The sequence below is a fragment of the Streptomyces dengpaensis genome, from assembly GCF_002946835.1.
Lineage (GTDB): Bacteria > Actinomycetota > Actinomycetes > Streptomycetales > Streptomycetaceae > Streptomyces > Streptomyces dengpaensis.
On the sequence record NZ_CP026652.1, the window covers coordinates 4397880 to 4412623 of the forward strand.

The window sequence follows — 14744 nt, forward strand, 5'->3', positions numbered from 1 at the left end:
CGAATGCAGGACATCGGAGAACCCGGAATCGGCGCCCTGGAGTTGGGGCCACGGGCGGAGAGGTAAGGACTAGGGCGATGCGAGAGATCTTCAACGGTATGCCGTGGTGGGTGAAGTGGGTCGCGGTGCCGGTCATCGCCCTCGTCGTGTTCGGCACGGTGATAGTCAGCGTGCTCAGTGTGGTCATAGGCCTGCTCTTCAAGGCCCTGATCTTCGTCGCGCTGGTCGGCGGGCTGATCTACATCGTGCGGAAGTTCACATCGAGTTCGTCGTCGCGCGGCGACTGGTGAGGCACGCGAGGGTGAGCGATCGGTAACGGCGGGCCGGCAAAGAGAACCTGAGGTTCCCTCGGCCGAGGGAAGTTTTCCGGCGAGACCGTATGCGAGCGGTGGCGGACGGTTAAAGTCCGGAATTCGACGCGGGGTCGACCCCCCGCGGGCAGCGCACAGCTCCCTCCCGTGTTTCCCCGCACGGGCGGTCCCCCTCGCGCTTCGGGAGTGCCCCTTGGCCACGGTTGACACCGCACCCGCACATGCACACACTCCACCCGTCCAGCGGTCGGGTGTGCCTGCTGGATCACGCGTCCCGCCCGCCCAGCCGCACACCACGCCCGGCGAGACACGCGCTCGACGCACCACATCCGGGGAGACATGCGCTCCGCGCACCGCTGCCACGGAGGCCGTACCCCCGGAGCCGCACCCCACGACCCTGATCGGCTCCGTGCAGCGGGCGATGCGCCTGCTGGAGGCCGTCGCTGCGCGCGAGCACGGGGCACCCGCCAAACAGCTCGCCAGGGAGGCCGGGGTCGCGCTGCCGACGGCGTACCACCTGCTGCGCACCCTGGTCCACGAGGGCTACCTGCGCCGCGACAAGGGGCTGTTCTTTCTGGGAGAGGCCGCCGAGCGGCTGAGCAGCAGCGGAGCACAGCAGAAACGTCGCAGCACGGTGAGCGACGCGCTCGCGCACTGGCACGATTCGATCGGCGTCCCCGTGTACTACGCGATCTACCGCGACGGCGAGATCGAGGTCATGTGCATCGCCGACACCCCGGGGAATCCCGCGGTCGAGGAGTGGGCCGACTTCCGGGAGACCGGGCACGCGCACGCGATCGGCCAGTGCCTGCTGTCCCAGCTGGACGAGAAGGCCCGCCGGGACCACCTCGACCGTTATCCGGTGCAGTCGATCACTCCGTACACGGTGCGCGACGACGACAGTCTGCTGCGGCGCCTGGAACGTGCGGGACGAATGGAGCCCGTCGTCGAGCGGCAGGAGTACGCGCTGGGCACGGTGTGCGCCGCCATCCCCGTCACGGCGGGCACAACCGCCGGGGCCATGGCCATTTCCCTGCCCTGTCACCAGGCCGAGCGCCTGCTGCCCGCCGCACGTCAGTTGCAGAACGAGATCGGCAGGCTGCTAGGGACACTCGCCATCTCTATCAGTATCTGAAAACTCACTCCTTGTGATTTGGTGTGCACGTTGAGCAAGATTCCAGCAGTGTCAGGGGGACGATTCCTGGCCAGCCGAGGGCAAACGACGGGGTAGGCGATGCGCGAGTCGGTACAGGCAGAGGTCATGATGAGCTTCCTCGTGTCGGAGGAGCTGTCCTTCCGCATTCCGGTGGAGCTGCGATATGAGACCTGTGATCCGTACGCCGTGCGGCTGACCTTCCATTTGCCCGGCGACGCCCCGGTGACCTGGGCGTTCGGGCGGGAGTTGCTGATCGACGGCGTGGGGCGGCCGTGCGGTGACGGTGATGTGCATATCGCGCCCGCCGACCCGGAGTCGTTCGGCGAGGTGCTGATCCGGCTTCAGGTGGGCGGCGATCACGCGCTGTTCCGGTCCGGGGCGGCGCCACTCGTGGCCTTCCTGGACCGCACGGACAAGCTGGTGCCGCTGGGGCAGGAGCGTGCCCTGGCCGACTTCGACACGCATCTCGACGAGGCGCTGGACCGCATCCTGGCGGAGGAACAGAGCGCCGGATGAAGCGCCGGTACCGCCAAGGGGAGTAACGCTTCCTCTCGACAGGTGCGGGCGCCGGATGGTCTCAGTGCTTGCGGCGGCGGCCCTTCCCGCTGCGCACCGGCGTCCTGGCCGCCGTGGCCTGCACCGGGCCGGCCGCGGTCCCCGGGCGGTCCGCGGAGACCACCAGGGCGGCCAGCGCGGTGGTCACCGGCACCGAAGCGACCAGACCGATCGAGCCGATCAGGGTGCGCACGATCTCCTCGGCGACCAGCTCGCTGTTGGCGACCGTGCCCACGCTGCTCTGGGCGATCGAGAAGAGCAGCAGCAGCGGCAGCGCGGCGCCCGCGTACGCCAGGACGAGCGTGTTGACGACGGACGCGATGTGGTCGCGGCCGATGCGGATGCCCGCGCTGTACAGGCCACGCCAGCCCATCGCGGGATTCGCCTCGTGCAGCTCCCAGACCGCGGACGTCTGCGTCACCGTCACATCGTCGAGGACACCGAGCGAACCGATGATGACGCCCGCGAGCAACAGGCCGCTCATGTCGATGGACGGGTACAGGCCATGGATCAGGCCGGTGTTGTCGTCGGTGTTGCCCGTCAGAGCTGCCCAGCCGATGAACAGGGAGCCGAGTACACCGATCAGGATCAGCGAGAGCAGCGTGCCGAGGACTGCCACCGACGTACGGGCCGAGAGGCCATGGCACATGTAGAGCGCGATCAGCATGATGGCGCTGGCCCCGACGACCGCCACGATCAGCGGGTTCGAGCCCTGCAGGATCGCGGGCAGGATGAAGAAGGTCAGGATCAGGAAGCTGACCGCCAGTGCGATCAGCGCCATGACGCCGCGCATCCGGCCCACCACCACGACGACCAGCGCGAAGATCCCGGCGAGCAGCGCCAACGGGAACTTCCGGTTCACGTCGGTGACCGAGTACTGCAGATCCTTGGGCGCGGAGGGTTCGTACGCGACCACGACCTTCTGGCCCTCGTGCAACTGCCGCGACTGGTCAGGTTGGACGATCTCGGTGAACGTACGGCCCTGATCCTTGCCGGTGTCAACACGGATCGTCGCCTTCTTGCATTCGCCCGTCGCCTGCTGCTGCGCGGAGGACCCCTCGGCGGTGGAGGTGTCGCCCGTCGGGGTCTCCCCCGAGGCGTTCACGGACTTGCAGTCCACCTTGTCGACCTTGGTGACGGTCGCCTGCTGGGTTTGCCGGTCGAAACCCACGCCGGTGCGCTCGTGGGACGGGGCGCCGCCGGGCCAGAGCACGACGAGACCCACGACGACCGCCGTGGCGAAGGGGACCAGCACCGCGGCGATGACCTTGCGTAGGTGCTTGGAGACGGGGGCGGCGGGGCCATGGCTGTGACTGTGCGAGTGGCCGTGCCCGGGACCGTCGCCGGGGCCGTGCCCGCCGCCGGGTCCGGCGCCATGGCCGCTACCGCCCGGCCCATGCCCGGGGCCGTCGCCGGAGCCATGTCCATGGCCGTTGCCGGAGCCGCCGCGCGGTGGCTCGGATGGTGGAAACGGGGGCTGCTGCATCGTGGTCACCGACCGATCATCGCAAGAACGGCGGGGGGCCATCTGGTCACCGCGCCAGACAGGACGCTAGCGTGGAGCCACCTTTGCACACGCGGGAGCTCGGAGCACCGGGCTGAGAGGGCGCTGACCTTCGTCTTAGCGATGTTTCACATGAAACATCGGCGGACGGAAGCCGCTGCGTCGACCGCCGAACCTGTTACCGGGTAATGCCGGCGTAGGGAGTAGGTCTCATGACCAACAAGGACGCACGTAAGCCTGCCTCCAGCCAGACGGACGGGGCGCTTGCTCCGGGCGAGAACGGTGGGGCGACCGCCCCGACCGAGAACGGCGAGGCCGGGAAGTCAGTCGGCTGGCACAAGGCGTATGTCGGGGGTTCGCGCCCCGATCTGCGGGTGCCGGTCCGTCAGGTGCACCTCACCAACGGGCAGTCCGTCACGCTGTACGACACCTCCGGCCCGTACACCGATCCGACCGTCGACACCGATGTCCGCAGGGGGCTGGCGCCGCTGCGCGAGAACTGGATCATCGCCCGCGGCGACATCGAGGAGTACGCGGGCCGCCCGGTCCGTCCCGAGGACGACGGAATCAAGCACACCTCGCCGCGCGGAGGACTGCGCAACCTCGACGCCGTCTTCCCGGGGCGGCCGCGTCAGCCGCGCCGAGGCCGCGCGGGAGAGGCGGTCACGCAGCTCGCGTATGCCCGACGCGGTGAGATCACGCCCGAGATGGAGTTCGTGGCCGTCCGCGAGAGCGTCGACCCCGAGGTCGTACGGGAGGAGATCGCCGCCGGTCGCGCGGTGCTGCCCGCGAACGTGAACCATCCGGAGATCGAGCCGATGATCATCGGTAAGCGGTTCCTGGTGAAGGTCAACGCCAATATCGGCAACTCGGCGGTCACCTCCTCGATCGAGGAAGAGGTCGAGAAGATGACCTGGGCGACCCGCTGGGGCGCCGACACGGTCATGGACCTGTCCACCGGGCGCAACATCCACACCACCCGCGAGTGGGTGCTGCGCAACTCCCCCGTCCCCATCGGCACGGTGCCGCTCTATCAGGCGCTGGAGAAGGTCGATGGCCGCGCCGAGGAACTGACCTGGGAGATCTACAAGGACACGGTCATCGAGCAGGCCGAGCAGGGCGTGGACTACATGACGGTCCACGCGGGCGTACGCCTGCCGTATGTGCCGCTCACCGCGAACCGCAAGACCGGCATCGTCTCGCGCGGCGGCTCGATCATGGCGGCCTGGTGCCTGGCGCACCACAAGGAATCGTTCCTGTACGAGAACTTCGAGGAGCTCTGCGAGATCCTCGCCGCGTACGACGTCACGTACTCGCTCGGCGACGGTCTGCGGCCCGGGTCGATCGCGGACGCCAACGACGCGGCGCAGTTCGCGGAGTTGAGGACGCTCGGGGAACTCAACACGATCGCGAAGCGTTTCAATGTTCAGACCATGATCGAGGGCCCGGGACATGTCCCGATGCACAAGATCAAGGAGAACATCGACCTTCAGCAGGAGATCTGTGATGAAGCTCCGTTCTATACGCTCGGCCCGCTGACGACGGACGTCGCGCCGGCGTACGACCACATCACCTCCGGCATCGGTGCCGCGATGATCGCCTGGTGGGGCACGGCCATGCTCTGCTATGTCACGCCCAAGGAGCACTTGGGCCTGCCCAACCGTGACGACGTCAAGACCGGCGTCATCACCTACAAGATCGCCGCCCACGCAGCCGATCTCGCCAAGGGGCACCCAGGTGCGCAGGAATGGGACGACGCGCTGTCCGACGCCCGCTTCGAATTCCGGTGGGAGGACCAGTTCAACCTGGCTCTCGACCCGGACACGGCACGGGAGTTCCACGACGAGACCCTGCCGGCCGAACCCGCCAAGACGGCTCACTTCTGCTCCATGTGCGGGCCGAAGTTCTGCTCGATGAAGATCAGCCAAAGCATCACAGAGCAGTTCGGCGGTGCGGCGGCTGAGGGAGCCTCGCCCGAGGAGATCGCTGAGGGGATGCTCCAGAAGTCGAAGGAGTTCGCGGCGAGCGGGAACCGGGTGTACCTGCCCAGGGCGGACTGACGCGGCCCAGTGGCCGGCTGAGCTCGTTCCGAGGGTCCCGGTCCGGGGCGTGTCCCACCCGGACCGGGAGTCTGAGCGCGGTCAGGCTGCGGAGTCCTGGGGGTACCAGCGGAGTTCCACACGTCGCGCCGCCTGCGCCTGCGCCCGCACCTGCCGTGCCGCCCGCCCCTGTGGCCGCTCTCGTCCCGCCGCCCGGACCCGCGACCGCGCCTGCGTTCCAGGTTCCGTCCGCGCCCCGGGGCCTGGCGCCTCGCCTCACCAAGGGCGAGGAGCAGTTGCCCGTGGACATGCGCAAGCGGCTCTCGCTGCGCAAGGAGCAGGTGGCGGTCAGTCTGCGAAAGCACGGGGCGGAGGGGGTCACGGCGCGCGTCGTCCTGGTGCTCGACGCCTCCGGTTCGATGTCCTTCCTGTACTCGAAGGGCGTCGTGGCCGATGTGATCGAGCGGATGGCCGCGGTGGCCGCGCAGCTGGACGACGACGGAGTGATGCAGGCATGGACGTTCGCGTCTCATGCCGCCCGGCTGCCGGATCTCGTTCTGGGGGAACTGCCCGAGTGGCTGGAACTCCACGTCCGGGTCGGTGAGCTCAGCCTGTTCCGACGGAGCAAGAAGCCGCGGAAGGGGCTGCGGCCGGGGCAGGTGGACATGCGCGCGGTCGGGATCCAGAACGAGGAGCAGAAGGTGATCGCCGAGGTACGGACGTTCGTCCGTGAGCACCCGGCCGCGGACCCCACGCTGGTGCTGTTCTTCTCCGACGGAGGTGTCTATCGCAACAGGGAGATCGAGAAGGAGCTGCGGGAAGCGGTGGAGGAGCCGATCTTCTGGCAGTTCGTGGGCCTGGGCCGGTCCAACTACGGCGTGCTGGAGCGGTTCGACACGCTGTCGGGCCGACGTGTCGACAACGTGGGTTTCTTCGCCGTCGCCGACATCAGCAACGTCCCCGACCCGGAGCTGTACGACCGGCTTCTGTCCCAGTTCCCGGCCTGGGTGACGGCGGCCCGGCGGCTGGGCATCATCTGACGGCGCGCTGCCGGGAGCGTACGGGCGTAACGCCCCGCGGGGGGACCGTACGGTGCACGGCGCCCCGCGGGGAGCGCACGAGCGTACGTGGCCAGCCCGTTCGGACCCGCGCCGCATCGGCGCGGGCCTCGGTTGCCTCCCCCACATCCGGCGGTCAGCCCGGGCATGAGCCACGCGGTCGGCCCGGGTGTCATTCCGGCCGGTGTTCCGGACCTCCGAAGTCGGGGCTGGTGAAGTCAGGGCTGGTGAAGCTCGGGCGCGGGCCGGCCGCGGGTCCGCCTTCGGGGCTGCTGAACCCCGGCCGGTTGTACCCGAGTTGCGGGATGCGGCTGGTCGGTGCCGGTGCCGGTGCCGGACGGCCCACTGCCGCGGAGCCCGGGTCGGCGAGGGCCTCCTGGAGGAACGGCAGGATGCCGCGCTCCAGCAGGGCCTCGCGCCAGGCTTTCCTGGCCCGTGCCACCTGTTCGTCCAGCTCGCCGCGCGCTCCGGCCTGGACCGAGGACGAGCTGTTGCGCAGTGCGGTCAGCAGCAGTCCGACCGCGGCGACCAGAATCGCGGCCGCCGTGACCGCGCCGAAGACCCATCCGGTGGTCTGGAGGGTCTTGGCGAACGCGGGCTCGGGGTCGAGCATCTTCAGGATGTAGCCCACGAGCAGGAAGATCACCGCGGCTGTCCCGGCGAGGACAGGAGCGAGCACCGCGACGACGGCGATGGCGCCGGCTCCGGCGGTCTCGGTGACCTCTCCCACGGTGGCGGCGAGCCCCATCGCGGTCGTGCCCGGCTCCGCGGAACCGGTTTTCTCGCTCGCGACAGGGGTGGACGGCGCCGGCTGGCGCAGTTCCTCGCGGACCTTCACATAGTGCTGATACTCGGCCGTCGCGGCCGCCGTGATGAGCGCGGTGGCGTTGAGCGCCATGGTGCGCAGTTGTTCTGGGTTGAGCCGCTGGCCGACAGCGGCGAGTTCCGGGCGGTGTGGTGCGGAGCGCAGCGCCTCATCGAGGATCCGCTCGTATTCCTGGCGGTCCTCGCTCAGCAGGTGCTGCGGAACGCTGTTCATGTGCATCCCCCGATGCTCCGTAGGGCTGGTGGCTCGCACGCTGACGAGCCGTCGGGCAGAAACGGAGGGGAGCCTGCTACGGATAAGCCGATGGTAGAGCGGTGACGGCACGCCGTGACAGGGGGTTTCCAGAATTGCCCCCTGGCCGACGCAGTCCTCCGTGGGGGACGCCTGCCCGGTGAACGCTCAGCTATCCAGGGGCAGTTGCTGGACCAGCAGCTTTCCGGCCATGGTCACGCCGCCGTCCATCGCGATGGCCAGCCCGTCGGCGTACAGATGCGGCCGCTCGACCACGGGGCCCGAGCCGCCCTCGCCGTCCTCCGAGCCGACCTCGCCCAGGAGGTACGGGATGGGGCTGTGGCCATGGACGATGCGTGTGCCGCCGTAGGTGCTCAGCAGTTCGCGTACGGCCTCGGCGCCGCCGTCGTCGCGGAAGGCGAAGCGCTTGGTGAACTTGCGGAAGACGTCCCAGCACTCGTCCGCGTCATTGCGTGTGAGGGTTTCGCGGACGGTGTCGTTGACCGCTTCGATGGAGTCGCCGTAGTCGAGGTAGGCGGTGGTGTCGGAGTGCACCAGGAGGTGTCCGTCGACCTGCTCCATGGCGTCGAGGCGGGCCATCCACTGCAGATGGTGGTCCTGGAGGCGGTCCATGTCGGTCTTCTGGCCGCCGTTGAGCAGCCAGGCGGCCTGGAAGGTGGCGGTGCCCGCCCCGGAGTTGACGGGGGTGTCGCCGAACCGCTTGGCGCCGAGCAGCAGCAGCTCGTGGTTGCCCATGAGCGCCTTGCAGTAGCCGCCGGCCGCGGCCGCCTCGGCGGACAGCCGCATCACGAGGTCGATCACACCGATGCCGTCCGGGCCGCGGTCGGTGAAGTCGCCGAGGAACCACAGGCGCGCGGTCCCGGCGGACCAGTTGCCCGCGGCGTCGATGAGGCCCTGTTCCTGGAGCGCGGCGACCAGCTGGTCGAGATAGCCGTGCACGTCGCCGACGACGTAGAGGGGCCCCGGCCCGTCGGCGGGCGCCGGGGCGGCCACGGCGGCGGGGTCGACGGCGACCTGAAGGGTGTCACCCCGGTTGATGACGGGCAGATCGCGTTGTGTGGGCGTGTACTCCGCGCTGTAGTCCGCGGGCGGCGACGGGTGTTCCGCGGGCTTCTCGGCGGGTCTTGCGCGCTCACCGGGGGGCGTGCTCGGCGCATACGGGCCGGTCTCGTGGACGTACGCGGGCACCCGGAAGTCGCGCAACGTCGCCGTCCGCATCACCTCGGGTCCCTGACCGGCCCCCTGAGTCATCGACCCCTCCACCACCATCGCGCCGCATCTGCACCGGATCGGACTGCCTGGTCGCAGCGGCCCGCGGTGTCGTCCGCCCATCATAGGAATGCGGATCGCGCCATGTGATGACCCAGGGGTGGTGAATCGGAGGAGGAGCCCAGTTCACCGCGGTTTTCGCCCGAATTGGGCGGGGCTTTCCCCGCCCTTCCGACACCGGGCGTCAACCCTCCTCGGGTGATCGGGGCGGACTGACCGTCGTACGGGGCGAACGGCGTTCGGAGGACGTCCGCACGATCAGTTCCGTCGGTATCACCTGCTCGACCGGTTGGTCCGATTCGACCCCTTCGATGGCGTCGATGAGGAGCTGGACGACGGCTGTGCCGATCCGGCGCGGTTTGAGGGAGAGTGTCGTGATGGGCGGCTCGGTGTTGGCGTAGACGGTGGACTCGCTGCAACAGACCAGCAGCAGGTCGTCCGGTACGCGCAGGCCGTAGCGGCGGGCCGCGGCCAGCAGGTCGGTGCCGTTCGGGTCGAAGAGGCCGTAGACGGCGTCGGGGCGGTCGGGCCGGGCGAGCAGCCGGTCGGCGGCGACGGCTCCCGCGCACGGATCGTGCGCCGGGTAGGCCTCGTACACTGGATCCTGGCTCACACGCTCGCACCAGCGCAGGTATGCGGTGGTGGAGAGATGGGTGTACGTGTCCGTGGTGGTGCCGGTGAGAAGGCCGATCCTGCGGGCGCCGGCGTCGGCCAGGTGGTCGAGGATGCCCAGGACCGCGGCCTCGTGGTCGTTGTCCACCCAGGCGGTGACCGGGAGCGCGCCGGCCGGGCGGCCGTCGGAGACGACCGGTAAGCCCTGCCGGACCAGTTCGCTGACCACCGGGTCCTGGTCGGACGGGTCGATGACCACGGTTCCGTCCAGGGCGACGTTCGACCACACGTCGTGGCGCGAGGTCGCGGGGAGGATGACCAGGGCGTAGCCCCGGGCGAGCGCGGCCGAGGTGGCGGCTCTGGCCATCTCCGCGAAGTACGCGAACTCCGTGAAGGTGAAAGGTTCATCCCCGTACGTCGTCACGGTCAGGCCGATGAGTCCTGACTTGCCGGTACGAAGGGTTCGGGCCGCGGCCGACGGGCGGTAGCCCAGCCGGTCGGCGACCTCGCGGACGTGGCGTCGGGTGGCGTCCGGGAGCCGGCCCTTGCCGTTGAGGGCATCGGACACAGTCGTGATGGAGACCCCTGCGGCCGCGGCCACGTCTCTGATGCCCGCCCGGCCCGGTCGACCGCCTCGGCGGGAGGTCTCTGCCCGGCTCACCTGGTGCTTCCCTGCTGCTGTCATGGCGAGCCGATAGTAGGGCTCATGCGGTGGGGTAGTGCGGACGCATATGCACTCGTTGACAGGCACGTTTCTGCATGGTCTAAATGGATCAACATCCTTGGAAACAAAGGCAGTTGAGCGATCCAATGGCAGTACGTGACTTGTCGGCACGCATGGGCCTGCCAAGTGGGTCATGTTTCGAAGAGGTCTCAACTCACCTTCACGGGGGATGCGCGCTACGGCGTGAGCCACCGGCGCATGCGCCACTGGGTGGCGCGCCCCCCATTTCGTACGCGTTCGTACGAGGACGGACCCCGCGCCGTGCGATGCGTACGCGTTCGTACGAGGACGGCCCCTGGGTCGCACGATGCGTACGTGTTCCCAGGAGGACGGCCACCACGGCGTACGAGGGTGGCTGATACGCCCCACAGAGATGATCGCGAAACCGCGGGCCGCGTGCCGTTCGGTTGTCCACAGCCCATTCGCACCGGCGGCGAATCCTCATAAGGTGAGAAGCATTGGTAGCCGATGGCGGTCATGAGCCGCTGGTGGTCGCGAGGAGGACTGCGGTGAGCGAGACGAGCCCCAAGCTGCGTGCCGAGTTGGCGGGTATCCCCACCTACAAGCCCGGCAAGCCCGCTGCGGCCGGCGGTCCGGTGGCGTACAAGCTGTCCTCCAACGAGAACCCGTATCCGCCGCTGCCCGGCGTGATGGAGAGCGTGACCGCCGCGGCCGGGTCCTTCAACCGCTACCCGGACATGGCGTGCAGCGGGCTGATGAGCGAGCTGTCGGACCGTTTCGGGGTCCCCCTGTCGCACCTGGCCACGGGCACCGGCTCGGTCGGTGTCGCGCAGCAGCTGCTACAGGCCACCAGCGGGCCCGGTGACGAGGTCATCTACGCCTGGCGGTCCTTCGAGGCGTACCCGATCATCACGCAGATCAGCGGGGCGACCTCGGTGAAGGTGCCGCTGACGCCGGGCGAGGTGCACGACCTGGACGCCATGGCGGACGCGATCACCGACCGGACGCGGCTGATCTTCGTCTGCAACCCCAACAACCCGACCGGCACCGTGGTGCGACGTGCCGAGCTGGAGCGGTTCCTCGACCGGGTGCCCAGTGATGTGCTGGTCGTGCTGGACGAGGCGTACCGCGAGTTCATCCGCGACGTCGAGGTGCCGGACGGCGTCGCGATCTACCGCGACCGGCCCAACGTCTGTGTGCTGCGCACCTTCTCCAAGGCGTACGGGCTCGCCGGCCTCCGGGTCGGCTTCGCGATCGCTCATGAGCCGGTCGCCGCGGCGCTGCGCAAGACGGCGGTGCCCTTCGGCGTGAGCCAGCTGGCTCAGGACGCCGCCGTGGCGAGCCTGCGCGCCGAGGACGAACTGATCGGCCGGGTCGGCTCGCTGGTGTGTGAGCGGCAGCGCGTGGTCGAGGCACTGCGCGGTCAGGGCTGGACCGTGCCCGAGACGCAGGCCAACTTCGTCTGGCTGAGGCTGGGGGAGCGCACGCTCGACTTCGCCGCCCACTGCGAGCAGGCCGGGATCGTCGTGCGGCCCTTCGCCGGCGAGGGGGTTCGCGTGACGATCGGCGAGTGCGAGGCGAACGACATCTTCCTGAAGGCGACGGACGGGTTCCTCAAGGAGCTCTAGCCCCTCAGGAGTTCTCCGCGTAGGAGACCCCTCGCGCACGGTGGCGAGTGTGCGCGAGGGGGCCGCCGTCGGCCCGAAAGGCAACCGGGGTCGGCCTGTCCATGCTTGGGGTACCCCCCTCCCGTCAACCGTCGAACGGCCATGCGTCATAATTGCTTGTGAATGTGAACGCGTTCACAAGCGCCCCTGATTCCTCCCGGTATGTGCGTGACAAAGGGGGCAAACTGCCGCCGCGCCACGGCGGCGTAAGGAGAGTGACGACGTGGAATTGGCTTTGGCGCCGGAGACTCTGGCGCGATGGCAGTTCGGCATCACCACCGTCTACCACTTCCTCTTCGTCCCTCTGACGATCTCGCTCGCCGCGCTTACCGCCGGCCTGCAGACGGCCTGGGTGCGCACGGAGAAGGAGAAGTACCTCAGGGCGACCAAGTTCTGGGGCAAGCTCTTCCTGATCAACATAGCCATGGGTGTCGTCACAGGCATCGTGCAGGAGTTCCAGTTCGGCATGAACTGGTCCGACTACTCACGCTTCGTCGGTGACGTCTTCGGCGCCCCGCTCGCCTTCGAGTCCCTGATCGCCTTCTTCTTCGAGTCGACCTTCATCGGCCTGTGGATCTTCGGCTGGGACAAGCTCCCCAAGAAGATCCATCTGGCCTGCATATGGATGGTCTCCATCGGCACGATCCTGTCGGCGTACTTCATCCTTGCGGCCAATTCCTGGATGCAGCACCCCGTCGGCTACAGGATCAACGAGGCGAAGGGGCGTGCCGAACTCACCGACTTCTGGCGCGTCCTGACCCAGGACACCGCCCTCACCCAGGTCTTCCACTCCTTTTCCGCGGCCTTCCTCACGGGCGGCGCCTTCATGGTCGGCATAGCCGCCTTCCATCTGGCCCGCAAGAAGCACATCCCCGTGATGAAGACCTCGCTGCGGCTCGGCCTGATCACCGTCATCATTGGCGGACTGCTCACCGCGGTCAGCGGCGACTTCCTCGGCAAGGTCATGTACAAGCAGCAGCCGATGAAGATGGCGGCGGCCGAGGCCCTTTGGGAAGGTGAGGCTCCCGCGCCCTTCTCGGTCTTCGCCTACGGGGACGTCGACGCCGGCCACAACAAGGTCGCCATGGAGATTCCCGGCCTGCTGTCCTTCCTGGCCAACAACGACTTCAGCTCGCACGTCCCTGGCATCAACGACGTGAACAAGGCCGAGCAGGAGCAGTTCGGGCCCGGCGACTACCGGCCCAACATCCCCGTCGCCTACTGGGGCTTCCGCTGGATGATCGGCTTCGGCATGGCGTCCTTCACCATCGGACTGGTCGGACTCTGGCTGACGCGCAAGAAGTTCATGCTGCCGCAGCACTTGAGGGTCGGTGACGACGAGGTGCCGCATCTCGTCCTGTTCAGGAGCAAGGCGCTCGGCCCGACGCTTACCCAGTGGTACTGGCGCATCGCGATCCTGACCCTGGGCTTCCCGCTGATCGCCAACTCCTGGGGCTGGATCTTCACCGAGATGGGCCGTCAGCCGTGGGTCGTCTACGGCCTGTTCCAGACCCGCGACGCGGTCTCCCCCGGTGTCTCGCAGGGGGAGGTCCTCACCTCGATGATCGTCTTCACGACGCTCTACGCGATCCTCGCCGTCATCGAGGTCAAGCTGCTCGTGAAGTACGTCAAGGCCGGACCCCCCGAGCTCACCGAGGCCGACCTCAACCCGCCCACCAGGATCGGCGGCGACTCCCGTGACGCCGACAAGCCGATGGCCTTCTCCTACTAGGCCCAGGGAGCTGCTGAGTCATGGAACTTCACGACGTCTGGTTCGTACTCATCGCGGTCCTCTGGATCGGCTACTTCTTCTTGGAGGGCTTCGACTTCGGGGTCGGTGTCCTCACCAAGCTGCTGGCCCGCGACCGCACCGAGAAGCGGGTACTGATCAACACGATCGGTCCCGTCTGGGACGGCAACGAAGTGTGGCTGCTCAGCGCGGCCGGCGCGACCTTCGCCTCCTTCCCCGAGTGGTACGCCACGCTCCTCTCCGGTTTCTATCTGCCGATGCTGATCATCCTGGTCTGCCTGATCGTGCGCGGTGTCGCCTTCGAATACCGGGCGAAGCGGCCCGAGGAGCACTGGCAGCGCAACTGGGAGACCGCGATCTTCTGGGCCTCGCTGATCCCGGCGTTCCTGTGGGGCGTGGGCTTCGGCAACATCGTGCGCGGCGTCAAGATCGACCGGAACCTCGAGTACGTCGGCAACCTCTGGGATCTGCTCAATCCGTACGCGCTCCTTGGCGGCCTGGTGACTCTGACGCTGTTCACCTTCCACGGCGCGGTGTTCACGGCACTCAAGACCGTCGGGGACATCCGGACCCGGGCGCGGACGCTTGCGCTGCGAGTCGGCCTGGTAGCGGCCGTGCTGGCGCTGATCTTCCTGCTCTGGACTCAGGTCGACAGCGGTGACGGCAAGAGTCTGGTCGCGCTGATCGTGGCGGTCGCCTCACTGGTCGTGGCGCTGGCGGCGAATCAGGCTGGTCGTGAGGGCTGGTCGTTCGCGCTGTCCGGCGTCACCATCGTGGCTGCCGTCGCGATGCTCTTCCTGGCGCTCTTCCCGAACGTCATGCCGTCCTCGCTCAACGAGGACTGGAGTCTCACGGTGACCAACGCCTCGTCCAGCCCTTACACCCTGAAGATCATGACTTGGGGTGCTGGTATCGCCATGCCGATCGTCCTGCTGTACCAAGGGTGGACATACTGGGTGTTCCGCAAGCGAATCGGTACACACCACATCGCCGCCGACACGGCTGCCGGAACCGCGCACTGAGTCCGCATTGGGGCACGTTTCACGTGAAACGTGCCCCA

At 68.2% G+C, this 14744-nt stretch carries 11 protein-coding genes and 1 pseudogene; 8 read left to right on the plus strand and 4 right to left on the minus strand.

All coding sequences use genetic code 11. The features are described 5' to 3' along the window. The first annotated feature begins 77 nt into the window (after positions 1-77). From C4B68_RS20255 to C4B68_RS20265, 3 genes are all read left to right on the plus strand, one after another. Positions 78-290, plus strand: coding sequence for a DUF5326 family protein (locus C4B68_RS20255; RefSeq protein WP_099501997.1), 213 nt, complete (start codon positions 78-80; stop codon positions 288-290). Positions 291-504: 214 nt separating this feature from the next. Then, entirely contained in the window at positions 505-1446 is a 942-nt protein-coding gene (locus C4B68_RS20260) for an IclR family transcriptional regulator (RefSeq protein ID WP_373682223.1), read from the plus strand. A 99-nt stretch (positions 1447-1545) separates the two neighbouring features. Further along, positions 1546-1983, plus strand: a complete 438-nt coding sequence (locus C4B68_RS20265; RefSeq protein WP_099501995.1) for an SsgA family sporulation/cell division regulator — start codon at positions 1546-1548, stop codon at positions 1981-1983. A 61-nt stretch (positions 1984-2044) separates the two neighbouring features. Here the strand turns inward: C4B68_RS20265 and C4B68_RS20270 are convergent, their stop codons facing one another. Continuing rightward, the gene (locus C4B68_RS20270; protein WP_099501994.1) at positions 2045-3517 is read right to left on the minus strand and encodes a YibE/F family protein; all 1473 of its coding nucleotides are present in this window, start codon (positions 3515-3517) and stop codon (positions 2045-2047) included. 221 nt (positions 3518-3738) lie between these two features. Here C4B68_RS20270 and thiC point away from each other — a divergent pair, with 221 nt between their 5' ends. Beyond that, positions 3739-5586, plus strand: a complete 1848-nt coding sequence (thiC, locus tag C4B68_RS20275) for a phosphomethylpyrimidine synthase ThiC (protein ID WP_099501993.1) — start codon at positions 3739-3741, stop codon at positions 5584-5586. A 116-nt stretch (positions 5587-5702) separates the two neighbouring features. Continuing rightward, a pseudogene (locus tag C4B68_RS20280) lies at positions 5703-6605 on the plus strand (vWA domain-containing protein); the annotation flags it as partial. 190 nt (positions 6606-6795) lie between these two features. On the opposite strand, the gene C4B68_RS20285 reads toward C4B68_RS20280, so the two are convergent. The 3 genes from C4B68_RS20285 to C4B68_RS20295 all read right to left on the minus strand — a co-directional run bounded on the left by C4B68_RS20285 (position 6796) and on the right by C4B68_RS20295 (position 10267). After that, entirely contained in the window at positions 6796-7668 is an 873-nt protein-coding gene (locus C4B68_RS20285; RefSeq protein ID WP_099501992.1) for a hypothetical protein, read from the minus strand. Positions 7669-7848: 180 nt separating this feature from the next. Next, positions 7849-8952: a metallophosphoesterase gene (locus C4B68_RS20290; RefSeq protein ID WP_099501991.1), complete on the minus strand. Its 1104-nt coding sequence runs from the start codon at positions 8950-8952 to the stop codon at positions 7849-7851. Between the two features lie 202 nt (positions 8953-9154). Next, positions 9155-10267 (minus strand): LacI family DNA-binding transcriptional regulator, encoded by a 1113-nt coding sequence (locus tag C4B68_RS20295; RefSeq protein WP_099501990.1) that lies wholly within the window; start codon positions 10265-10267, stop codon positions 9155-9157. 548 nt (positions 10268-10815) lie between these two features. Here C4B68_RS20295 and hisC point away from each other — a divergent pair. The 3 genes from hisC (at position 10816) to cydB (ending at position 14706) form a co-directional block, all read left to right on the plus strand. Next, complete coding sequence (gene hisC, locus C4B68_RS20300) at positions 10816-11895, plus strand: histidinol-phosphate transaminase (RefSeq protein ID WP_099501989.1); 1080 nt, start codon at positions 10816-10818, stop codon at positions 11893-11895. A 262-nt stretch (positions 11896-12157) separates the two neighbouring features. After that, positions 12158-13666: a cytochrome ubiquinol oxidase subunit I gene (locus C4B68_RS20305; RefSeq protein WP_099501988.1), complete on the plus strand. Its 1509-nt coding sequence runs from the start codon at positions 12158-12160 to the stop codon at positions 13664-13666. A 20-nt stretch (positions 13667-13686) separates the two neighbouring features. Beyond that, positions 13687-14706, plus strand: coding sequence for a cytochrome d ubiquinol oxidase subunit II (gene cydB, locus C4B68_RS20310; protein ID WP_099501987.1), 1020 nt, complete (start codon positions 13687-13689; stop codon positions 14704-14706). Positions 14707-14744: the final 38 nt, after the last annotated feature.